This is a genomic window from Novosphingobium indicum (assembly GCF_014645195.1).
Taxonomy (GTDB): domain Bacteria; phylum Pseudomonadota; class Alphaproteobacteria; order Sphingomonadales; family Sphingomonadaceae; genus Novosphingobium; species Novosphingobium indicum.
The window spans coordinates 17,377-38,763 of record NZ_BMLK01000030.1 but is presented as its reverse complement, the minus strand read 5'-3'; the positions used below and the strand labels follow the sequence as shown (position 1 = coordinate 38,763).

21 protein-coding genes and 1 pseudogene are annotated in these 21,387 nt (G+C 53.6%); 18 read left to right on the top strand and 4 right to left on the bottom strand.

What is annotated here, in order from left to right:
• The 17 genes and pseudogenes from IEX64_RS24510 to IEX64_RS21090 all read left to right on the top strand — a co-directional run.
• Window positions 1-299 (top strand): integrase core domain-containing protein (locus IEX64_RS24510; protein ID WP_229710622.1); only part of this gene is annotated, 299 nt, incomplete at its 5' end.
• A 136-nt stretch (window positions 300-435) separates the two neighbouring features.
• Window positions 436-996, top strand: coding sequence for a type IV secretion system DNA-binding domain-containing protein (locus IEX64_RS21165; RefSeq protein ID WP_188822997.1), 561 nt, complete (start codon window positions 436-438; stop codon window positions 994-996).
• Between the two features lie 65 nt (window positions 997-1,061).
• On the top strand, window positions 1,062-1,601 hold the full coding sequence (locus tag IEX64_RS21160; RefSeq protein WP_188822995.1) for a hypothetical protein: 540 nt from the start codon (window positions 1,062-1,064) through the stop codon (window positions 1,599-1,601).
• A gap of 53 nt (window positions 1,602-1,654) precedes the next feature.
• Window positions 1,655-2,800, top strand: a pseudogene (locus IEX64_RS21155) (TerD family protein); the annotation flags it as partial.
• Between the two features lie 47 nt (window positions 2,801-2,847).
• Window positions 2,848-3,951, top strand: a complete 1,104-nt coding sequence (locus IEX64_RS21150; RefSeq protein ID WP_188822993.1) for a DUF475 domain-containing protein — start codon at window positions 2,848-2,850, stop codon at window positions 3,949-3,951.
• 75 nt (window positions 3,952-4,026) lie between these two features.
• Entirely contained in the window at window positions 4,027-4,602 is a 576-nt protein-coding gene (locus IEX64_RS21145) for a TerD family protein (RefSeq protein ID WP_188822992.1), read from the top strand.
• A gap of 117 nt (window positions 4,603-4,719) precedes the next feature.
• The gene (locus tag IEX64_RS21140) at window positions 4,720-5,778 is read left to right on the top strand and encodes a DUF4236 domain-containing protein (protein ID WP_188822991.1); all 1,059 of its coding nucleotides are present in this window, start codon (window positions 4,720-4,722) and stop codon (window positions 5,776-5,778) included.
• A 56-nt stretch (window positions 5,779-5,834) separates the two neighbouring features.
• Window positions 5,835-6,416 carry a TerD family protein gene (locus IEX64_RS21135; RefSeq protein WP_188822990.1) on the top strand — a complete coding sequence of 194 codons (582 nt, stop codon included), beginning with the start codon at window positions 5,835-5,837 and terminating at the stop codon, window positions 6,414-6,416.
• A 42-nt stretch (window positions 6,417-6,458) separates the two neighbouring features.
• Entirely contained in the window at window positions 6,459-7,037 is a 579-nt protein-coding gene (locus IEX64_RS21130) for a TerD family protein (protein ID WP_188822988.1), read from the top strand.
• Between the two features lie 21 nt (window positions 7,038-7,058).
• Complete coding sequence (locus tag IEX64_RS21125; RefSeq protein ID WP_188822986.1) at window positions 7,059-7,694, top strand: vWA domain-containing protein; 636 nt, start codon at window positions 7,059-7,061, stop codon at window positions 7,692-7,694.
• Between the two features lie 22 nt (window positions 7,695-7,716).
• On the top strand, window positions 7,717-8,355 hold the full coding sequence (locus IEX64_RS21120) for a vWA domain-containing protein (protein WP_229710620.1): 639 nt from the start codon (window positions 7,717-7,719) through the stop codon (window positions 8,353-8,355).
• A gap of 8 nt (window positions 8,356-8,363) precedes the next feature.
• Entirely contained in the window at window positions 8,364-9,437 is a 1,074-nt protein-coding gene (locus tag IEX64_RS21115; RefSeq protein ID WP_188822984.1) for a TerY-C metal binding domain-containing protein, read from the top strand.
• Window positions 9,434-11,272: a PP2C family serine/threonine-protein phosphatase gene (locus IEX64_RS21110; protein WP_188822982.1), complete on the top strand. Its 1,839-nt coding sequence runs from the start codon at window positions 9,434-9,436 to the stop codon at window positions 11,270-11,272. The genes IEX64_RS21115 and IEX64_RS21110 overlap by 4 nt, the downstream gene beginning before the upstream one ends.
• A gap of 13 nt (window positions 11,273-11,285) precedes the next feature.
• A complete protein-coding gene (locus IEX64_RS21105) occupies window positions 11,286-12,776 on the top strand; it encodes a helix-hairpin-helix domain-containing protein (RefSeq protein WP_188822980.1) in 1,491 nt (496 codons plus the stop codon).
• A 33-nt stretch (window positions 12,777-12,809) separates the two neighbouring features.
• Window positions 12,810-12,977 carry a hypothetical protein gene (locus IEX64_RS21100; RefSeq protein ID WP_188822978.1) on the top strand — a complete coding sequence of 56 codons (168 nt, stop codon included), beginning with the start codon at window positions 12,810-12,812 and terminating at the stop codon, window positions 12,975-12,977.
• Window positions 12,978-12,994: 17 nt separating this feature from the next.
• Complete coding sequence (locus IEX64_RS21095) at window positions 12,995-13,573, top strand: ParB N-terminal domain-containing protein (protein WP_188822976.1); 579 nt, start codon at window positions 12,995-12,997, stop codon at window positions 13,571-13,573.
• Window positions 13,574-13,579: 6 nt separating this feature from the next.
• Window positions 13,580-15,103 carry a type IV secretory system conjugative DNA transfer family protein gene (locus IEX64_RS21090; RefSeq protein WP_188822974.1) on the top strand — a complete coding sequence of 508 codons (1,524 nt, stop codon included), beginning with the start codon at window positions 13,580-13,582 and terminating at the stop codon, window positions 15,101-15,103.
• A gap of 63 nt (window positions 15,104-15,166) precedes the next feature.
• On the opposite strand, the gene IEX64_RS21085 is transcribed toward IEX64_RS21090, so the two are convergent.
• The 3 genes from IEX64_RS21085 to IEX64_RS21075 are packed head-to-tail and all read right to left on the bottom strand — an operon-like array spanning window position 15,167 to window position 18,029.
• Window positions 15,167-16,231, bottom strand: coding sequence for a cysteine protease StiP domain-containing protein (locus tag IEX64_RS21085; protein WP_188822973.1), 1,065 nt, complete (start codon window positions 16,229-16,231; stop codon window positions 15,167-15,169).
• Window positions 16,228-16,992, bottom strand: coding sequence for an HAD family hydrolase (locus IEX64_RS21080; protein ID WP_188822972.1), 765 nt, complete (start codon window positions 16,990-16,992; stop codon window positions 16,228-16,230). The genes IEX64_RS21085 and IEX64_RS21080 overlap by 4 nt, the downstream gene beginning before the upstream one ends.
• Window positions 16,989-18,029, bottom strand: coding sequence for a phosphoribosyltransferase domain-containing protein (locus IEX64_RS21075; RefSeq protein ID WP_268238472.1), 1,041 nt, complete (start codon window positions 18,027-18,029; stop codon window positions 16,989-16,991). The genes IEX64_RS21080 and IEX64_RS21075 overlap by 4 nt, the downstream gene beginning before the upstream one ends.
• A gap of 403 nt (window positions 18,030-18,432) precedes the next feature.
• On the opposite strand from IEX64_RS21075, the gene IEX64_RS21070 reads away from it, so the two are divergent.
• On the top strand, window positions 18,433-18,660 hold the full coding sequence (locus tag IEX64_RS21070) for a hypothetical protein (protein ID WP_188822971.1): 228 nt from the start codon (window positions 18,433-18,435) through the stop codon (window positions 18,658-18,660).
• 9 nt (window positions 18,661-18,669) lie between these two features.
• On the opposite strand, the gene IEX64_RS21065 is transcribed toward IEX64_RS21070, so the two are convergent.
• A complete protein-coding gene (locus IEX64_RS21065) occupies window positions 18,670-21,372 on the bottom strand; it encodes a conjugal transfer protein TraG N-terminal domain-containing protein (protein ID WP_188822970.1) in 2,703 nt (900 codons plus the stop codon).
• Between the last annotated feature and the right edge of the window lie 15 nt (window positions 21,373-21,387).

Below are 21,387 nucleotides of genomic sequence, written 5' to 3'. Positions count from 1 at the left end.
CCGGCGTGCTGCGGGCGGCCGAAGTGAAAATCAGCATGGATGGCAAGGGGCGCTGGATGGACAACGTCTTCATCGAGCGCCTGTGGCGCTCGGTGAAGTACGAGTGCGTCTATCTGCACGCCTTCGAGACGGGTTCCGAACTGCGCGCAGGCCTGTCCCGCTGGTTCGCCTATTACAACCATCACCGGCCTCACTCACGCCTTGCAGGCAAAACCCCGGCAGAGGCATATGGGCAAATCGACGCTTCAGATCATGGGGGGCATGCCCCCCATGATCTGATCACCAGAATGGCGGCGTAAACAACAACCGGATGAGCTTAACTTAGCCGCAAACCTGTACAGGAAGGCGGGACCACCTCACTACAACCTAGAGAATATCACCCCCTACATCACCAGCAAGCTTACCCGTTTCATCAGCTCAAGCCATGCACTAGCGATGTTCCCGGCTGCAGGAAACTGCATAGACTTTGAGGATGTAATCGAATGTAGCAAAATTCTCATTTTGCGTTGCCCCAAGGGCGTCCTGGGCGCGAGCCTGGCTCAATTGGCAATGTCTGCCAGTGTGATGAAAATCTGCTCGGCCGTGATGGGACGAGCGGGGCGAGAGCACCGAAAACCGGTCCGTATCTACGTAGACGAGTTCCAGAATTGTCGCGGCGATTCCTTGCAGACGCTACTCGCAGAGGGCCGCAAATTCGGAGCGAGTTTAGTTCTCGCTAATCAATCGCTGGGTCAGATTGGTGGGACCGACAACAACTCCATCGGTGCTGCTACGCTTGCCAATGTCGGCAACCTCATCACATTCCGTCTCGGCGCCGCCGATGCCATGAGGTTAGCACCCTGGCTTGAGGCACCTGATCGCTGGCGGGAACTCTGCAGATTGCCAGACTTCACGATGAATGCGCGGTTGCTAGAGAATGGGCGACCGGTGAACTTTTATAACCTTATGGGAGAGGATCCGCGAACCGCACAATCTCCTGTCACAATGCTTGTCTAAATCGTTCTTGACTTTGAGGATTTTTTCCTTTCGCTTGGCATTTGGATCGGGCGGAAAATCGGGGGGTGATTATGTATGAATGGATGTTGCGTGCGCTAAATGTTGGGGGCGCGCTGGTTGACTGGAGGAGCACGTTCACACTGGCAGCAATGCGATCGGCTGCTGCTGGTGTTACCTGGGCCTTCCTTCAGATTCTCGGGGGCAATCCTGAGGGCTTTTTCACGTTCCTTTTCCTTGGTCCAATCATTGGCATTGTCGTTCTGATCCCACTGGCACTCGTGGTGATGGCCTTCTCCAGAGTCATTCCATTTGTAGGCCTGATCGGGTTTATCCCATTGATATATATGGTTTCAGGCGACCCAATACTTTGGCTTGTGGAGCATTTTCGACCTGGAACGGTTCCTATCGCCAATTTCAAACCATTCAATTTTAAGACAATTTTGATTGTTGTCGATGAGGGGCTTGTGGACGACATGAGGTCGGAGGCAATCTCCACTGCGAGGAACGTCGGTGCTGAAGCCATGAACAGGTTGAGAAATCAAGGCGGGCGAACCGACTCTCCCCCCTCAGATGGATCACGAGTCGATCTGACCAAGAGGAACTAGGCGGGCACCCTAGCAAATTATACACGTAAAGCCTTCAGGCTAGGCTCGCGAGAGGAATACGGATGCAACTGCAGCAGGGTGAAAAGCGCGGGCTAGGCGATCTTGGTATCGAAGCACGTTTTCGCGTTGCTGTCGAATACGGTCTCAGCGACATGGATATGGCCGCATTTGGCCTCGATCAGAACGGCAAAATCGGCGACGACCGATACGTCGTATTGTTCTCTAATCTCAAGTCTCCCGACGGTGAGATTGAGCTTGCATCAGGGCCTGGCAACGCGACGTTTAGTGTGGATCTCGATCGACTGCCTGAGAAGGTTCACCGGATCGTGTTCACTGCCACACACGATGTAAGAGCTGTTGCGGAATCTCGTCCGTTAGCTGTGACCTTAGGCGACGGAAAGGCTCAATTCGACGTTGCGAGCTGCCTCAACGACGAGAAGGCCGTGATGATGATTGAGATTTATCGTCACTCCGCTGGTTGGAAGGTGGGAGCTGTCGCGGCGGGATTTGCTGGAGGCTTGGCAGCGTTGATTGAGCACTTCGGCGGCGAAGTCGGTGGGCATTCAAGTGCGATTGAAGCGGCCGCGTCGCCGCCTGTCAATTTGACCAAGATTAAGCTCGAGAAGTCGAACCCGACCGTAAATCTGAAGAAGACTGGCGCGAATTTCGGCGAAATTACCGTGAACCTGAATTGGAATCAGGGAAGTGCTCGCAGAGGAATCTTTGGTGGTCCAAGGCCAGTCGATCTCGACCTAGGCGTCCTGTTTGAGCTTGAGGATGGCTACAGAGGTGTCGTCCAAGCTTTGGGCAATGCGTTTGGAGCTTTTCATGTCGAGCCATGGATTGAACTATCGGGAGACGATCGGACTGGCGCGGTATCTTCAGGCGAGACAATTCGTGTCAACGGCGCCTATTTTAGCCACATTCGCCGCCTGGCTTTCTTCGCATTAATCTATGACGGTGTGCCAAACTGGCAGCAGACTGATGGCGTCGTTCGTGTCACCATTCCGGGCCAACCTGAAATTGAAGTGCGCATGGATGACGGTCGAAACGACCGACGGTTATGCGGTATTGCACTGATCGACAACGTGTCAGGCGACCTCAGGGTAACTCGTCACATGCAATACTATGAAAGCCAGAAACCATTTGCTGATGATATTGGCATATATCTTCAGTGGACTGCTGGATCAAAGGACTAAAAAGCCCTAGGGCGCTCTAACTTAACGTACCTTTTTCGAGGCCTTCGATGCTAAAGAACTTCACTGGATCGATATTATTCACAATTGTTTGCCTAGGGCTGGCAGGGATTGTGGGATACACAGAGAGCAATGGATCAATCCCCGTCGCGCTAGGGATGGTCTTCATTGCTGCAGTTTTAGGGGTGATGGAAACATCACTCAGTTTAGACAATGCGGTAGTCAATGCGTCTGTGCTTAAGGATATGGACGAAAAATGGCAGCGGCGTTTTCTGACATGGGGCATCCTGATCGCTGTCTTTGGTATGCGCATTGTTTTTCCATTGGCCATCGTTGCAATCGCAGCCTGGGTATCGCCTTGGGAGGCGCTGAAAATTGCGATCACCGATAAGGCGCTCTACGAAGAGACGGTTACGGGGGCACACGTCGGGATTTCCGGCTTTGGCGGCGCCTTTTTGATGCTGGTTGGTTTGACGTTCTTCTTTGATGAAGATCGAGAACACCATTGGCTGTCTTTCATTGAGCGCCCCTTGGCATGGTTCGCGAGGATCCCATTCTCCACCTACATTGCCACCGCACTAATCATCGGAGGTCTGTCCCTCCTTGTTGATGGTCAGGAGCGGTTTACCTTCATTGTCGCCGGCCTCTCCGGGGTTGCAACTTTCTTCGCGGTTGAGAAACTCGGAGATTTTTTGGGCGGCGAAGAGGATGCGAGTGGTAAAATTGTGCGATCTGGGCTCGGGGGATTCATCTATCTCGAGTTTCTGGATGCGTCTTTCTCCTTTGATGGCGTTATCGGTGCGTTCGCGATCACCAATGACATTCTGATAATTGCGCTCGGTCTGGGCATTGGAGCGATGTTTGTTCGATCCATGACGGTGGCCCTAGTCCGTGGCGGCCATTTGTCGGAATTCCGCTTCCTCGAACCTGGAGCTTTTTATGCCATTTTCGCCCTTGCCGTGATTATGCTCATCAGCATTCGGGTTCACACACCTGAAGTCGTAACTGGTCTGCTTGGTGCAGCAATAATCGGCGCGTCTTTGTGGGCATCAATTCGACATAAGAAACTGTTCCCGCATGAGTACGAAGAGGAGGGTGATGCGGACGCGATCCTGCCAACCGGCGACGTCGTTCCGGGCCATCGGACAACGTGACCCGTAACAGCACGCCCCGCTTGGCAGTCTTCATGTCGAAAGAGCAGTTTTCTAGACCATCCAAAGGAGAAAAAAATGGCAATCTCACTTGAGAAGGGGGGCAACGTCTCGCTCTCCAAGGAAGCTCCCGGACTTGATTCAATCATGGTTGGCTTGGGGTGGGACGTCCGCGCTACCGACGGGACGGACTTCGATCTCGACGCATCGGCCTTCCTGCTGAAAGCTGACGGCAAAGTTCGTTCGGATTCAGATTTTTGCTTCTACAACAATATGAATGTTGGCGGGGGCGGAGTTGTCCATCAGGGCGATAACCGCACCGGCGAAGGCGAAGGTGATGACGAACAAATTCAGATCACCTTGTCGAAGGTGCCTGCAGATGTCGACAAGATCGCAATCGCCGTAACAATCCATGATGGTGAGGCTAATCGCCAGAACTTCGGTCAGGTATCGAATGCCTTTATCCGTTTGGTCGACAATGCGTCTGGTAAGGAAGTTGTTCGGTACGATTTGTCCGAGGATGCTTCTGTCGAAACTGCCATGATTCTCGGTGAAGTGTATCGGCATGCTAGCGAGTGGAAATTCAGGGCAGTTGGTCAGGGCTTCAAGGGAGGGCTTGGCCCGCTCGCTTCAAGCTATGGCGTGAACGTCTAAAAACGTAGCGGAGCCAGTCAGCTGCGATGTCGAAGGGGCGTTCGGCAAGCAGCGACGACTTGCTAACCCAAGGGAAGTCCGCGCGCAAAATGTCATTTCGAGCATTCTGAGTTGCATATGGCTTTTAGGTTCAACAAACGGATATCGATCCTACCAGGCATTCGCTTGAATCTCTCAAAGAGTGGGGGATCGCTTTCCATTGGGCCGCGCGGGGCTTCCATAACATTGGGCAAACGAGGTGTATTCGGAAACATAGGGATTCCAGGAACAGGGCTCAGCTATCGAGAGCGAATTGACAAACCTGCTTCCTCCGCACGTGCCAAGTCCAATTTGTCAGCGCAAGATACGACCGCGCCGCAGCGTGTGAATGCGCGCCTTGAGGGCGACGCAATCCTCCTGGTTGATCAGGATCAGAACCGGCTCGATTCGCAACATGAGAAATTGCTAAAGCGCTCCATGAAGGAGGAGCTCGTCGCGTTTCTTGAAGCTCACAAGGACTATCGCAATCAAGGAATCTCGACCCTGCGTCTTTTGCATTGCGATATCCCGTCTAGCGTGGGTGCAATTTCTCAAGGTTCAATCGGAAAGCCACTGCGGGATCAGTTCAACACTGAGGAAGCGTATCTTGATGCACTGATGCGTTGGCGGGCCGCAATTGCAAATCAAAGTCCCGATAACGATGCCATTGAAGAAGCTGTCCTGAACATTTTGGGGAGCCTTGATTGGCCTGGTGAAACGAACATTGCGATTTCATATGCCAACGGTCGACTGCTTCTCGATGTAGATCTGCCCGAGATCGAAGATATGCCTCAATCTCACTGGACGGTGAGCAAGGTGCGGTTAGCGATCGAGCCCAAAAAAGTGTCTCAGAAGGAGCTCGCCGCTTTGTACCTCGAGCATGTGTGCTCAATCCTGGTACGGCTGATAGGTCATAGCTTTGCAGTTACAGACTTGATCCGATCTGTTGCTGTTTCGGCATATACACAACGTAGCGCCTCAACTGGTCGTCGCGAGAATGAGTATGTTGCAGCCGTTGAGATTGATCGCAACTCCTGGTCACAGGTGGACCTAACTCAATTGGCACTACTTGATCCGCATCAGATGCTTCGACGTTTCGGTGCTTCAATAGAATCGAATGGGAAAGGAATCCTTCTGATACAGGATCCAATCCTTTAGAGTCGTTTTGTGATGCGTTCGTAAATTACTATCAAATATCTTACGGAGACAGAGGAATGAGTATCTCACTTGAGAAGGGGCAGAAGGTAAGTTTAACCAAGGAGAGCGCGAACCTGTCCCAAATCTTTATGGGCCTCGGCTGGGATGTGGCTAAAAAGGGCGGCTTTCTTAGCGGCCTTCTTGGCGGGTCCGATGAGATCGATCTTGATGCGTCGTGCCTAGTTTTTGACGAGGCTGGAGAGCTGATTGATGTCATTTTTTATAACAACCTAAATGGGGTGGGCGGTCTCATTGTCCACACCGGCGACAATCGGACAGGCGAGGGCGATGGAGATGATGAGGCAATTATCGTCAATCTTGACCAAATGCCGTCCGAAATTAAGTCCCTCGTCTTCATTGTGAGCTCATATGAGGGACACACATTCGATCAGATCGCGAATGCCTATTGTCGTGTCGTAGAAAACCGCACGGGTAGAGAACTAGTCAGGTACGATATTAGCGATTCCGGACGTCACACTGGCATGATCATGTCACGCATTTATCGACACAATGGGGAGTGGAAGATCCACGCGATCGGTAATCCTGCAAACGGTCGCACACCGATCGACATGGTTCCTGCAGTGGTTGCAAGCCTCTGAGTCAGACATTTTGAGCAAAGTGGAAAATATTGAGGTAATTATATGGCGATCTCTCTCGAAAAAGGCGGAAACGTTTCGCTTTCGCAATCGGAGCCTGGGCTAAGGCGGATTCTGGTTGGGTTGGGTTGGGATGCGCGCTCAAGTGACGGAGCCGACTTTGATCTTGACGCTTCTGCCTTGCTCCTCGGCAAGGATCACAAGGTGTTATCAGAAGATTGCTTCGTTTTTTACAACAATCTCACCTCACCTGATGGTTCAGTCGAGCATACCGGCGATAATATCACTGGCGAGGGGGACGGAGATGACGAAGCCATCAAGATTGATCTTGAGCGCGTCCCCGCTGAGGTTGAAGTGGTTGCAATTGCCGTGACCATACATGATGCCGAGTCGAGGAGGCAGAACTTTGGTCAGGTGCGAAATGCCTTTATTCGAATAGTAAATGATGAAACGGATAAGGAAATTGCCCGATACGATCTTTCAGAGGATTATTCTGTGGAGACGGCTATGCTCTTTGGCGAAGTCTACCGTAGGTCGGGAGAATGGAAATTCAGAGCCGTCGGCCAAGGCTATTCGGGCGGATTACGTGCAATATGTGAACAGTTTGGCATCGAGGTTGCCTAATTGATTATAGGGGGAAATTGAATGCGCAGACTACCTGTCTACCTTGTCCTTGACGTCTCTGGGTCGATGAATGGCGAACCCATCGAGGCGGTGCGCAACGGCATGCAGATGCTGGTGAGTACACTCCGAACGGATCCTTACGCTCTTGAGACTGCATTTCTCAGTGTCGTGACTTTTGATGATTCAGCCAGACAAGTCGTGCCTCTGACCGAGCTGGTGTCCTTTCAGCCACCAGACATTCAGCCTGGCTCGACCACATCGCTGGGCGATGCTTTGAAAGTAGTGAAAGAATGTATCGAACGTGAAGTGGAAAAGGCTACTGCGGAGACAAAAGGCGATTGGAAGCCGCTAGTCTTCTTGATGACCGATGGTCAGCCAACCGATGACTGGCAACGCGGATTGGATGAATTCAGGAAGGTCAAGACCGGAATGGTGATCGCCTGCGCCGCAGGACCACATGCAGATACGAGCATCCTCAAGCAGATCACTGAAGTGGTCGTGTCGCTTGATACGGCTGATAGCAGCTCGATCGGGGCCTTCTTCAAGTGGGTCTCGGCCAGCATCTCGACCTCGTCGAAGAAGGTCGATCTCAACAAGACCGAATCCACACAACTGAGCGAGCTCCCGCCACCTCCGCCCGAAATCAACTTGGTGTGAGTCAGCTGTTTGCGGAGAATAAATGGTGAGAAGATTACCGGTCTATCTGCTACTTGACACCTCAGGCTCAATGCGTGGCGAACCGATCGAGGCTGTTAATACCGGCATCAGCTCAATGGTTAGCGCGTTAAGGCAGGATCCTCACGCCCTTGAATCGGTGTTTGTAAGCATCATTACCTTCGATGCTGATGCGAATGTCGTCCTGCCGCTCACCGCCCTTGATGAGCTCCAGGTTCCACAGATCGTCACTCCTGAGTCGGGCCCTACGCATCTGGGGTTAGCCCTGAACACATTGGGGCAGCGGGTCAGAAACGAGCTCATTCGTTCGACTGCAGAGCAAAAGGGGGATTGGGCCCCATTTCTGTTTGTTATGACGGACGGCAAGCCTTCGGATATCCAGGCATATGAGCAGGAGTGCCCGAAAATCAGGTCGATCGGATTTGCCAACATAATCGGCTGTGTTGCCGGGCCAAAGGCAAAGCAAGATGATTTGAGGCCTCTGTGCGATCACGTGGTCGCATTGGATACGATGGACAGCGCAACTTTCAGCAGCTTCTTTAAGTGGATTTCATCGGCCATCTCTGGCGGGAGCCGCTCCATGGGTGCCTCTGAGGCCGCACCATTGCCTCCAGCTCCTCCAGAAATCCAACTCGTATTCTAGGAAATTCCATGCGCAGGCTTCCAATCTATTTCCTGGTCGATGTGTCTGAATCCATGGCAGGACAGAACCTGCACATGCTGCAGGACGGCATTGGCGAAACAATCAGGCGCTTGCGGACCGATCCCTATGCGTTGGAAACGGCTTTTGTTTCTGTCGTTGTATTTGCTGGCAAGGCAAAGACCATAATGCCTCTGACCGAGCTGCCGTCCTTTCATACGCCAGAATTGCCGGTTGGCGGAGGAACATCCCTTGGTTTGGCGCTCGATCACATCATGACTGAAATGGATCGAAACCTCGTCAAGACCACTGCGGAACGCAAGGGCGACTGGCAACCCTTTATCTTCCTTCTTACGGACGGGCATCCTACCGACAACACATCGGCCGCCGAGCTGCGATGGAACCAGGATTTTAGGAGCCGAGTCAACTTGGTCGCGGTTTCGGTTGGAGGTGGGGCTGACCATGCTATGCTGAAGCGCCTGACAGACGATGTCATGGTGTTTGACGACAAAGCCCCGGAAGCCTTCACACATCTGATCGACTGGATCACCAGGTCGATTGGAAGTCTTGTGAGCAGTGTGCAGGCAGGGCAAGACCGTGGTGTGAATCTGGCGAAAGGGCGTGAGGGCCTTCTCGAAAGGATCGAGAGGCCACACGTAATATCTCCTGACACCGGCATTGACGACCGGTTTGCTGTGTTCATAGGCAAGTGCTCAAAAAGCAAGTTGCCCTATCTTGTCAAATACGAACGCCACTTTGGCGAAATCGAGACTTCTGATACGGAACTGTCCCGGCTCTTCCGGACCAAGCGGTATGCCTTGTCCGGTGCTGTTCAAGTGAAGAATAGCTACTTTGAGCTTTCTGATGAGAAATCCACGGAGCAGTCAGTCACCTCGGATGAGCTCGCCGGCCAACCTAACTGTCCTCATTGCAACGCGCCTTTCGGAATGGCGATCTGCGCCTGTGGCAAGATTCATTGTGTTGAAGGGGAAGGGCCACAAACGTGTCCATGGTGTGGGAACACAGGCATGTATGGTTCAACCTCAGCAGGTGATGAGCTAAAGATCGGAAGGCAAAGAGGATGACTGGGAAGCTTCCGCTCAATCAGGAGCTGCTTCAAGCCATTGAGGGCCTGCTCGGGCAAGTCGAACTCATTGCTCTAGAGGCTGACGCATTGCCCGACGAAAATGCGTTCATGGAAACCATCCGTGACGCCTATATGAAGGACGGCGATGATCGTGATCTCCGAGCGCGTACCTTGTTGGCGCTTGCCAGTTATTGGGAAGGATCAGTAATGGGCGAGGCATCCGTCCCTCAGGTCGACGAAAAGTCGGAGCCTGCTCTGATCCCACATGATTGCGAAATGGCGGAACCCGACTGTCTGGATAGTCCGCCTAATAATAATGATGGCCAGGATGTCGCGGGTGAGAATTCTCGATCCCCGGCGATTGGGGAGCAATTTACTCAAAGCTCTGCCGAGGCGCAATTAGACTCTGGTGCGAAAGGCGATGAACAAATCGACGACAATCCTGCTCCAACTCCACCGTTACCGCAGAGCCCTATTTCCCTCGACCCGATTGCCGACCACGCTATCGATCAAAGTCGGAGCGGGTCAGAAGAAGATGATGGTTCTACCGGAACCACTCGAGACGCACCCAACTCGACGGAAGCCGCACCAGACCCTAATCCTGCTCAACCTGGCATTGAGACTGCGTCGCCCCCCGTCGCGGAACCTATAGTGTCAAGGAGTATTCTTACCAATCTTCCGAACGCGCGTGTCGGTACAGATTACTCTGCGGCACTTGGGGTTGAGGGTGCACGAATCTTGAGTTGCTCAGATGACGGTGGAAGCGGTCTAGAATGGCTCGAGTCCGAAGGGCGAGTGAAGGGAAAACTAGACAACGCGGGCGATTTTAAGCTGATTTTTCAAGCGCTCATTGGTGGAGTTAGGACTCAAATTGTCGCGAACCTGGCAGTTATCCCCGACCCCAAATCGCTCTGGGTCAGCAAACCAAGCGATCAAAGCGACCCTTATTGGAAGCCCGATGAAGCTTTTCTGGAAATTGACAGCGAATTGTTCTGTGTCGCAGCGAGCAAGAGGGGACGTTCCCATGCTCGCGAAGGCGGTTTTCGCGATGACGATTTCGGGATGCTAAGTCTTGGAGGAGGCGATTGGCATATTGCGGTAGTCGCTGATGGCGCAGGCAGCGCCAAACGATCACGGCGCGGCTCAAAGATTGCTGTTGAAACCGTCCTGGATGTCCTACCGAACCTGCTGAAGACGACCGTCTCAAACGAGCTGGAAATGCTTGTCGCTAAGCATCTCGAGAGTCCAGGTTCGGTAACTCCTGCATTGAAGTCGATACTCTATAAATCGTTGGCGCAGGCTGCGTTCAAGGCAGCCGTCGCAATCGAGACCGAAGCGCAAGAGCACGCTTTGGAAGCTACCGCGTACTACACGACTTTGATTATCGGAGCCTGCAAGAGAACCCCGCATGGCTGGTTTTTCGGTTGCTTCGCGATTGGTGATGGCGGGGCCGCTCTGTTCGACTTGAATGAGAAATATCTTATGCCGCTCACAGCGCCCGATGGAGGTGAGTTTGCCGGACAAACCCGGTTCTTGCAGCGTGCTGAATTTTCTGCGGGATATGAGGAAATTGCCAAGCGAATATTTTTTGATATCCGGCAGGAATTTACCGCATTTGCTTTGATGACTGACGGAATTACAGATCCAAAGTTTGCAACGGATGTGGTCTTTGCGAATCCTGAACATTGGGTAGATTTCTGGGTCGAAGATCTTTCCTCACAAGTGCGTCTTGAACGCGGCAACACGGCATTGCGCGAAGAGTTCCTGAATTGGATGGACTTCTGGTCGGCCGGAAACCACGATGATCGTACATTGGCCATCTTGGTGCCATAGGGAAAGCACTGTCATGGCAATCATAAAGCTAACAACGCACGCGGGGGAGCCCGTGGAATATGTGGATGAAATGATCGGTCAAGGAGGCATGAAAGATGTCTTCTTCAGCCCGGACAAATCCTATGTCGTTGCGTTCTTCAGGGACAAGCTTGATTTTCAGGGTCAAGAGCGTCTGAAGTCGATCGTAGGGCAATATCGTGAAGGCATACTTCAGCGCGAAGGTGGACCATACTGGAATGACCTTTTTTGCTGGCCTACCGGGATCGTCGAGAAGGACGGCAAGCTTGGCGTTGTCGCTCCTGTCTACAGCTCATGTTTCTTTTTTTCCCATGGTTCAATCAACAACGATTTCTTGGGTATCAAGGGCAAGGAGAAAGAGGGCAAGTGGTTTGCCAGCGCATCCAACCGTTCTAAGTTTCTCGCGTCTCAGGAACGCGGTAATTGGCTCACCCACCTTCAGATTTGCCTCTCTATCAGTCGTGCTGTCAGAAGGCTTCATGCAGCTGGGCTCGCGCATTCGGATCTTTCCTACAAGAATGTGCTGGTAGATCCGGTTACCGGGCGAGCCTGCATCATCGATATCGACGGTCTCGTTGTTCCAAATAAATTTCCGCCAGACGTCGTAGGCACTCCCGATTTCATTGCGCCAGAAGTCATCGAAACGCAGCATCTGAACAAGGGAGACGCAGGCCGCAAGCTGCCATCCACTCTAACTGACCGACATGCCCTTGCCGTTCTTATTTATATGTATCTTTTCTATCGGCACCCATTGCGTGGCGGCAAGGTCCACGACCTCGACGCAGCGAAGGACGAAGAGCTGATGATGGGGGCAAAGGCATTGTTCGTCGAGCATCCAACGGACGCCAGCAACCGCATAAAGTCGGGTGATCTCGTGAAGTCGCAGCTGCCCTGGGGCGATCCCGCTCAAATGCCCTACACCATTGCTGGGCCGCTCTTGAGTGACCTGTTCAATAAGGCATTCATAGATGGTCTACATTCGCCAAATTTGAGGCCGACAGCAAGCGACTGGGAAAATGCGCTGATAAAGACGATCGACATGGTCCAGCCATGCAGCAACAAATGCGAAATGGGTTGGTATGTGTTCGACAACACGACAAAGCCGAAATGCCCGTGCTGTGGAACGACATATCAGGGAAAGTTACCAATATTGAATTTCTACTCGAGCCGGCACAGTGGGAGTTTCAAGCCCGACAACCATCGATTGATGGTGTGGGACGGTCAGTCACTGTTTCCTTGGCACGTAAATCGATTTGTTTTTCCAGGTGAAAAGCTCTCGCCTGAGCAGAAGAAAAGAGTGGGATACTTTCAGCTACACCAAGGAGACTGGTATCTGGTTAATACAGGTATGCCTCAGATGTACGATGCAGTAGCGAAAATGGACATTCCGATAAATGACAGCGTTAAACTATCTGACGGCGGGCAAATATTGCTGTCTCGAGAGGATGGGGGCAGGCTTGTTCAAGTTCAGATCGTGAATCAATGATCTATGTTGTTCACAAATATAGGAGAAATAGGCATGGGAAAGACCGTAGTTGAAACGATCTATGGAAAATACTCGAAGTATGAGATTGTGAAAGATTCCGGTACCTTCTCGACATCCATCTATTTATACAAGGATGGGAAGCATGACGGATCCTACAGCAGTGTGGCTGCTGCCGTGGAAGCGGCGAAGCGCAAAGGTTAGTTTGGGGAGCTCTCCGGATGGACTGGGACAAAGGCTTCTTCGAAGTGGATCTAAGTCAGGTCAAAAGACCCGATTTAGATGCTGATTGGCAATACACCCAGAATAGTCACTCTCGAGAGGATATAGATAGATGGACCCGGCAACTTGCCGAAATACAGTGCCAATCTGTCGAAAGAGGTTACGGTTATGAAGATTTTAGCCGGAAGCGAGGCAGCGGCGCCCCTGAAGAGCAGGCGCTCGGCAAGACCCACCATGAGTATTACGGGAATGATGGCAGTCATACCATAAATCTCGTCAAGGTCTATTGGAATGGAAGAGAATATGTGGCTGAGCACGGTAAACACCGTGTGGAGTCCGCCCAAAGATTGGGTCTAAGGCGTATGCCGGCGGAAGTTAAGGCCCCGCCCGAACAAATGGCGCAACGCAAACAGGAGGGGTTTTCGTCGAAACTGATGCGTCCCGAGGATCGAGCTGATTTCGAAAGATCGCAGGTATCTTCACCAGAGCATTCGCAAACTCGGGAGACATCCAACCTAACCCCGACCGCGCCAGGGAGGGGTAATCCAGGCGGTGTCCCGGGCCGTGTGAGCCGGTAAAGCTCGATGTTCAAGGAGCTGACTTTTGTAGGCCAAGCTGTGCTCCTGATAGGCAAGTTTTTGCTTGCGATGTCGAGAGCAGTGTTCGTTGGCATCGTCTTTATCGTCAACAGGTTCCGCATACCGGGTAAGACCCGTTTGCCTGGATTTGGTGGCAAGACGCTTGTTCTTTGTCCGGGCGATCCTCCTGAAAAGACCCTTGGGTATCAGGATGCGATGGATTACCGCGGGACTGCCAAGGAAAGCGAACTTGATGCGTTGAGGGCAGCTGGTGTCCCGATGGGACGCTTCTTGCATCCGAAAGGACAAGCGCGCGCTTCGATCTCGCTACCTCTCGAAACACTGCAAAGGGGCTGTGCCGTCATTGGCCCGACCGGTGCCGGCAAAACAGAAGGCATCATCTTGCCCTGGATAACGGCTCTGCTGCACCAAGGCGCCAGCGTAGTAACCTGCGATGTAAAGGGTGATCTATTTGATAGGCTCCGTTCGGTGGCTCAGGCAGTTGGTGCCAGAATCTGGTATTGGAACATTTCAGATCCCGCACGCTCGATGTCGTGGAACTGGTTCGATGCCATCAACGATTACCGCGATATTGAAGCTGCGACCCTCAGTATCCTGGGAAGGCCCAAACCAAACGACAACCAGCCATTTTTTTACGATCGAGATTTTCGATGGCTCCGCGCACTGATCAACATCACCAAGCAAGCTTACAAACATACGGCCCAGCCACGCTATCTCTACTCTCTCGTTGCAGATCAGACTGCGCTGAACACTCTCTTCCGGCAAAGCCCCAACATACAGCATCTGGCGACCGAAGTATCGGACTTGTTGCAGTTTACCACTGACGAGCACTCGAAGGCGGTGAGTGGTCTGCTCAATGCCCTGCACCTCTTCAACACACCTCCGATTCGGCATGTTACGGAACGCAGCGATTTCAGATTGGAAGAGATTTCTCACGCCCCAACGCTCCTTATCGTCGGTGCGGCATTAGCTGACGGACGCGCATCCGAGGTGATGTCCGGCATGTTCATCAATCAGCTGAACAATCATATCTATCGGAGGCTTGGCGGAACACAGGCAACGACGTTGCCACTTTACTTGATCCTTGATGAGGCTGCGCGCCTCAAGGACAGGGTAAATTACGAGGAACTGTTGTCGGTGGTTCGTTCCGCTAAGGTCGGCGTTTGCCTAGCCTCCCAGGACGTGAACCAATTTGGAAACCTGCAGGAGCAAGTTGCAATTCTGTCTAACTGCCTGTCCTTTATCGCTCTGCGTGGAAGTTCACCCGATACAGCTAAATACCTTTCATCGAGGCTTGGTCAGCGACAAGAAGAGCAAATTTACGCGAATGCAAATCGCGGTCCATTTGATCTCTTAAGCACGCACGGGAAATCGCGGCATACGACATCGGTGCCCGTCCTAGCCGAGCGCGAAATCATGCAGCCCCCCGGACCACCCTATGCGGCAGTGGCCCACACCGCTTCAATCACTAAGAAGCCTTTCCTCATCGATTTAACCAACGCCATTTGACAAAACCTGCAATGTATTGGTCGTGTGAACGAAGGACACCGTCGGTTTAGCAATTGAGGTATTTCATTCGAGCAACGCAACGGCTCGATAACCCTCTAGGCTGGCACATTCCTCGACGGGCGTTAGCCTTTCGCGACACAGCAACAGCAAATGCTGCAGATGAACATCGTAATATCCGGACACCAATATAACCCTTGGCCTACGGCGCAGCACCGCACGTGTCGCCTCGGCAATACCTGGTTTGATCCTATTTCGGTCGGCAATCGCGTAACATGTCGTGAGCCTTTCTATTAACCGCGAGCATGCTGCTTTGCGTACATTTCGCTGCTCATCGGTCCAACTTGCGGCTGAAATTATTGGCAGATTGTGCATGATCGCGTCGACCCTGTCGACGAAATCACGACTGAGATCATAGGTTTTCAGTTCATGCAAAACTCGACAGCCATGGTAATTCTCAGGGCCAAGCTCCGGCAATATGATCGAACGGCTGATCAGTCCTGAAATTATTCCATTGAGGATTCCGGACGGAATTAGATAATCCTCTCCGGTCGCTGCGAGGTTCGCTTGTCCGGCAGGATCGGCAACAACGACCAGGAAAGGCATAATTCCAAGCCGAGGCAAATCCGGTGATCTGTGAAGTTCGGTCGATATTGCGCCTTTGCCCGTCCAGCCATCAACAAACACGATGTCGATTGCAGCATGCCGATCTCTGATATGGTTCAATGCTGCGGTGTCGATACCTCTGTCCCGTACAATGCTGATCGAATAATGCGCTGCTGGTACTCCAAGCCGCTTTAACTCACGCAAAAGCAGAATACCGATCGGTGTACCCGCGCGGGCAAGCGAAACAATAGCAAGCCCAGCCGGAGATTGTGGCCGCAACGCAAGTGTCGCGGCAAGCGCCTTAATATCGCGGGCAAGGCGCGGCCCGTTTCCAACCAAGGCTGACTGATAAGCTGCGACGTAGTCCTCGCTTGGCGCCTCCTCGTGTGACAATATCTCGGAATAATGTCGCTCGCCCTTGCGCAATAGCATTTCTTTTTCGGTAACGCTGATTGTTTGAACGTCACGCGGACAGAGGAGAAAACTGACATCTGCAGGGTCATAGCTTCCCGAAAATGGCTTCATTTGCTCAAACGCCCTGGATCTAGTGCATATTGAGCTAGTTGAGACTGGCTGGGCATCATGACGAAATCGCACAAATCCAAGAATGGGGCGTCCGTTGCGCTATCGCCGATACCGATGACGGGAAGTGCGGGGTGCAATTTTCGTAGTTCGGGGAGCAAATGTGCGACAGCGTAATGCTTTCCGAGAAAAGGGGGGAGAAATGCCACGTTGTTACCGTTCGCGTGATAGGTCCAGTTCGTCTCGGCAAACTCAAACATTTCCTGTCCTATTTCATGCAGTTCCGCTTCCTTGCCGACATCTCTATGCTTGGCAACAAGGTAGAGCGCGGCATCAGCCTGGCCAATAATGCGGACGTTAATGTTCATTCCGCGATCGTGTGCCGATGTCTGGAATCTCTCCGCGCAGGTCTCCAACACCGTCCGATAACGTGAAGAGTTGGTAGCGACCTCGCGATCCCATTCGGAACAAATCGTACCACCAGGGCGCACGATAATTCCGCCATGTGCCGCTACGGCAAAATCGTACGCAAGCTCTACCCTGCGGAGCGCGTCGAGGCTTCGTCCTGTAACAGGTACCAGTATTGTGGCGGATCTCAGCCAATTGATTAGAGCCATCTGCCGCGGCGTTGCATAGCTCAGGGCTGCACCATCACGGCTGTACGCCATCACGGTCAAATCTGAATCATTGAGATCGTTCGGGCACTTTCGGCGCGTCTGAAACAGGCTATCATCTAAATCGACCAGGGCAATCGCGACGGTCATAGCAAGGCTCCAAAATCTACAGCCGGAAAATCACCTTTGCGAATTAAGGAAGGGTCGAGGGAATTAGGGCCTGTCTCGTGACAAACAATTCTCAAACGCTCTTTGGTTTGATCAGCGTTGTAGAGATAGTTTGGGACCTCTGTTTCATAATTGTCGCGTAACTGCTGGATAGCGCTAATAGCCCCTCCGAGCCGTGCTGGACTGCGCGTAGTGGCTTGCACCAAAACATCATGGCCGCGTGCCTCAAGTGCTTCGCCTAGCAAGAATGTAGGATAATGTAGTTCTCCTGTTCCGATCAAATGTAATGGCGAGCCGAGATGGGACTCGTAGACAGCACATAAATGATCGAGATCGAATTCGAGTCCGGGAGTTCCCTCACGCCCGAAATTTGGGGGGCGTTGAAGCCTCCCTAGGTTGCCCCTGTTGCCGGCTGGATCCGCCGCTTCACCCCTTTCCCAATGCCATTCAAATGTACCTTTGAGAAGTGAATGGCTGGTGGTGCTGAAAGGCATGGCTTCAAGTGCGCCGCCACCATCTGTCCAATCCGTCAGAACACATATTTCTATCTGCTTCAAGCGTGGTAATAGAGGGACTAGATGCTCAGCCAAGTTGGCAAAAGTCTTGCCGGTGGTGATCTCATCGTCGACCAAAACTAAGCTTGCGATGTCCTCCAACCTGTATTTCCACGCATTGGGAGCCGGCGCATACAGAAGGTGAGATTCGGCATGGCTGTGTGGTTCCGAGAAGCGAATCAGAGGAACCTTGCCGATCATCTGCCGGGTGGAATGGAGATAGAGAGAATCGCATCTTCCTGACTTGCGTGTCCAAGTGCTATGTACCGATTGCCCCAAACAAATCGCGGTTTCTGCCATGCCGATGAACAGAACTGGACCAGGTAGGTCAGCTGGCAACAGGGAGGCGAGGGCAGCGCTACTTGATCTCATTACAGAGGGTCGCGTTGGCAAATGACGACCCAAAACCTTTGACACCAATAGAAAGCCGCGGCGTCGGTTCGTGCGCGCTGCGAAGGCACACAACTCGTCCAGACTCCAACTTTCCTCTCGCCATTGAAGTTTCAATGTTCCTGTGGGGAGTATTATCTCACTTGCCTGGTCCGAGATATGTAAAGTTCTTTCTGAGCCAGAGATACGCAAGGACAACCTCCCAGATTATTGCTATCATGAATGAACAAGTTGAAAAGTTGCATATTCACCTGCAGTGATATTAATCAGTTCCTGACGTGAACCTCCTTCGAAGTGGCCCATAGCGTATCCTTGTCGTGGGTTTAACCTGAATAACCTCTGCCTGCTACAGGGTGATCGCAGTCATTCAAGACTCGGTAGCAATCCTCCAATTTCAGAGGCCAGGCAGCGAGTTTCTTAGCAAGCACATTTTTGTGGCCAAGGCATTTGTTCCTGCTATGTTTCCAGGAGAAGCCAGATGAATGCGATCATGACCAAGTTTGATGTCGACACCGCTGAGCATCGCACACCGAAGTGGGAGGGGCTGTCCGAAATCGATCAGGCGATCCGTGAAAATCGGCTGATGGAGTATCGGATCAAGAAGTCCTGGGCCGATCCTTGGGGGCGCAAGCTCACGATCACAGTCCTGCTCGTGATTGCCGCAGGTTTTGCGTACTTGGCTGGAGCATCAGCCGGGCTCTGGTGATTCCATCCGTCACCATTCCTTTACCTCATCAGCCGACTCCGCGCTCGCACCCTGTGCGCCCTTGGTAACCGCATCGAGGCCGCCTCTGGATCCGCTGATCCGTTGGCGACCGGCATCCTGAGCGCGCAGCACTTCGTCGTGAATAGTGCCTGGGTCCACCTGCGGCACGTTTCCTGCGCCCCCTCGGCCGATTTGGGCACGATCGCGGACAGATCCCGGTCCTGTGACCGAAGGGCGTGAGATTGGCTGTCCTGGCGAAAGGGCGCGTCTGTCCTCGATCCTGTCGCGCAGCTTTTCTGCGTAGCTTTCAATGAACTTCGCCTGCAGTGCCTGGCCTTCCGGGCTGAGCTGGAAGGTCAGGTCGTCGAAGCGGACATTGCCGTAGAAGTCGCGATTGCGCTCGATCTCGACCAATCCCCATTCGCGGTAGGCTTGCGACAGGTTGAGGCTGCCAGCGGCACTGTTTCCCTCGAAGAATGATGCCTGGCTTTCGAGGCGGTTCGCCAGTTCCTCAGCCCGCCGTGCTTCGCGACTGTAACTCTGGGCCTCGGTCAGCGAAGCGTTCATGCCACTCGCGGTCGACGAAATCGAGGAACTCGACGACGTGCTGACGCTGCGAACAAACCCATCTCGTGTGCTAGACCAGTTCCGGCTGTCCGACATCTGCGCGAGGTTGCCGAAAATGCGTGAGCGATCCTCAGATGCGATGCCAATATCGCTGTCCGTCCAGGTGCGGGTACCGCCCCCTTTCAATCCGACATTTGCAGATGCCACGCCGTTAGTGACACCAGCGCTGGCGCCGGCTTCGCCGCCAAGGAACCAAGCGGTCGAAATGTCGTCAGCAGCCCTTCGTGAAAGTCCGAACTGACGCTGAAGGTTTGTGGATGCTTGGTCGACCTCGTTGAAGGCAGTCTGGATGCTGTCGGAGTTGGATGTGCCGGTCGCGCTCTCGAAAGCCGATCCGCGGCTGAATTGGCTGCGCAGCTCCCGGAACTTCGTGACCGCGCTGGTGGTCGATTCCGTCGCAATGTTCGCATAGCTCTCGCTGTTCGAGCGGGCTTGCGATGCCATTGTCGACAGGCGCGAGGTGAACTCCTGTCCGAGGCTGGGCGTGAAGGGATAGCTCGAGTTGGGCAGCTGGTCGTAGCTCGCTTCGGGAAAACTTGTCGTCATCGATCCTGTGTCGCTGAATGTCCGGGTCTGCGCCGCGCCATAGGTGAAGCTTGGCGCGATCGTCCCTTGTGCGAACTGGCGGGTCAGGACGCTCGAATTCTCGAAGCTGGTATTGCCCAGCGAGACGTTGCCCGTGCTCGCCTCGCGCGCCGCTTCCTCGGCAGCATTCTGGCTTGGATTGAGGTAGCTGGTCGCATGATGCGAAATCGCCATGGCCCCTTTGGCAACACCGCCGGCCAGAAACGGGACCGAGGCGATCAGATAACCTGCCAGCAGCCCGATATCGCTGTTCACATCGGCCATACCGGTAAAGCTTGCCAAGCTGAGCCCGCTGCTTCCAGCAACCGCGCTCATGTCCGCGGCGCCTTTGTACATCAGCATCATGTGCAGGATCACGAACAGCGGTCCCCATGCCGCCAGGTAGAAGAAACCTGTCACATAGCCTTTTAGTGCCAGCGGACCGGTCTTAGGCAACAGGAACAGCGGGAAGAGGACCGGAAACAGGGCGTAGAAGAGCACGGTCAGCACGACATTGAGGAGCGGCACCCACTTCATCGCGTTGCTGGCGATCGAGCCATAGGTTCGCTCGGTCTGAATATCGGCGCGCGTCTGGGCGTAGACATCGACATTGCCCGCGCCGCTCGTTGCCGCCATCGAATGCATGGCCTGGCTCATCGCGTTGATCGTCAGCGTTTGCTTGAAGATCTCGGTCGCATTGGCCGAGACACCGGTGAGGTACTGGTAGGCCACGGGCAGATCCGCAAAGAGCTTGGCCTTGGCGAGGGCGGCGGTCTGGTTGGGATAGAGCTGGCGTCCGAAGACCGTCCCCATGCCGTCGATCAAACCGGCCCACTGCGCGTTCAGCGCATCATAGGCTTCGCGGCAGGTGATGATATTGGAAGTCACCTGACCGGTCCCGTTGTCGCGGGTGAGGAAGCGCTGGGCCCGCGCCTGACTGCCGGGCGCAATGGTCGTCCAGATGTCGCTGGTCTCGGCGAGCTCCTTCATCGAATATCGGCCAAGCAGCACGTCGTAGAACACGCATTGCCGGAAATGCTCGTCGAGATTGGCGGCAAATTCCGGGTCGGAAATGCGCAAGGACCGCGTGGCATCGTAGAGCCGTGCGCCATAGATCATGCCATTCTTCGAGTAGTTGAGGTCGCCCGGCAGCCCGAACACCACCTCGGCCGAGCCAGTCAGGTAGTCGCCGACCTGGCTCGTGAAGCTCGCCATCAGCGCAAGCCCCAGCGGCACATTGCTGACATTGGCCGGAGCAAGACTGGGGTTGAGCCGGTCGGTCACATGGACGTCGAGCCGCGGCACCATCAGGCACGAGTAGATCAGCGTCGCGCCAAGGAACCAGTTGATCCAGGCCCGCCAGTCCTGATTGAACGCCAGCGTAATGGCAGACAGGCCAAGTCCCATGACGAGGACGACCTGGAGCAGGCTCTTGTAACCGCCGTTCCCCGTCCAGGCGGCGACCGCCTGAAAGACATTGACCAGGTAATCGCCGCCGCCAACCGTGAAAATCTCGACCATGATGCTGGACTCCCG

What these genes read in the sequence shown, in the direction of transcription:
- IEX64_RS21085 (WP_188822973.1), bottom strand. Translation starts at nt 16,231, where the DNA reads ATGAAGCCATTTTCGGGAAGCTATGACCCTGCAGATGTCAGTTTTCTC.
- IEX64_RS21120 (WP_229710620.1), top strand. Translation starts at nt 7,717, where the DNA reads ATGGTGAGAAGATTACCGGTCTATCTGCTACTTGACACCTCAGGCTCA.
- IEX64_RS21165 (WP_188822997.1), top strand. Translation starts at nt 436, where the DNA reads ATGTTCCCGGCTGCAGGAAACTGCATAGACTTTGAGGATGTAATCGAA.
- IEX64_RS21070 (WP_188822971.1), top strand. Translation starts at nt 18,433, where the DNA reads ATGAATGCGATCATGACCAAGTTTGATGTCGACACCGCTGAGCATCGC.
- IEX64_RS21095 (WP_188822976.1), top strand. Translation starts at nt 12,995, where the DNA reads ATGGACTGGGACAAAGGCTTCTTCGAAGTGGATCTAAGTCAGGTCAAA.
- IEX64_RS21110 (WP_188822982.1), top strand. Translation starts at nt 9,434, where the DNA reads ATGACTGGGAAGCTTCCGCTCAATCAGGAGCTGCTTCAAGCCATTGAG.
- IEX64_RS21100 (WP_188822978.1), top strand. Translation starts at nt 12,810, where the DNA reads ATGGGAAAGACCGTAGTTGAAACGATCTATGGAAAATACTCGAAGTAT.
- IEX64_RS21080 (WP_188822972.1), bottom strand. Translation starts at nt 16,992, where the DNA reads ATGACCGTCGCGATTGCCCTGGTCGATTTAGATGATAGCCTGTTTCAG.
- IEX64_RS21115 (WP_188822984.1), top strand. Translation starts at nt 8,364, where the DNA reads ATGCGCAGGCTTCCAATCTATTTCCTGGTCGATGTGTCTGAATCCATG.
- IEX64_RS21135 (WP_188822990.1), top strand. Translation starts at nt 5,835, where the DNA reads ATGAGTATCTCACTTGAGAAGGGGCAGAAGGTAAGTTTAACCAAGGAG.
- IEX64_RS21150 (WP_188822993.1), top strand. Translation starts at nt 2,848, where the DNA reads ATGCTAAAGAACTTCACTGGATCGATATTATTCACAATTGTTTGCCTA.
- IEX64_RS21130 (WP_188822988.1), top strand. Translation starts at nt 6,459, where the DNA reads ATGGCGATCTCTCTCGAAAAAGGCGGAAACGTTTCGCTTTCGCAATCG.
- IEX64_RS21105 (WP_188822980.1), top strand. Translation starts at nt 11,286, where the DNA reads ATGGCAATCATAAAGCTAACAACGCACGCGGGGGAGCCCGTGGAATAT.
- IEX64_RS21125 (WP_188822986.1), top strand. Translation starts at nt 7,059, where the DNA reads ATGCGCAGACTACCTGTCTACCTTGTCCTTGACGTCTCTGGGTCGATG.
- IEX64_RS21140 (WP_188822991.1), top strand. Translation starts at nt 4,720, where the DNA reads ATGGCTTTTAGGTTCAACAAACGGATATCGATCCTACCAGGCATTCGC.
- IEX64_RS21065 (WP_188822970.1), bottom strand. Translation starts at nt 21,372, where the DNA reads ATGGTCGAGATTTTCACGGTTGGCGGCGGCGATTACCTGGTCAATGTC.
- IEX64_RS21145 (WP_188822992.1), top strand. Translation starts at nt 4,027, where the DNA reads ATGGCAATCTCACTTGAGAAGGGGGGCAACGTCTCGCTCTCCAAGGAA.
- IEX64_RS21090 (WP_188822974.1), top strand. Translation starts at nt 13,580, where the DNA reads ATGTTCAAGGAGCTGACTTTTGTAGGCCAAGCTGTGCTCCTGATAGGC.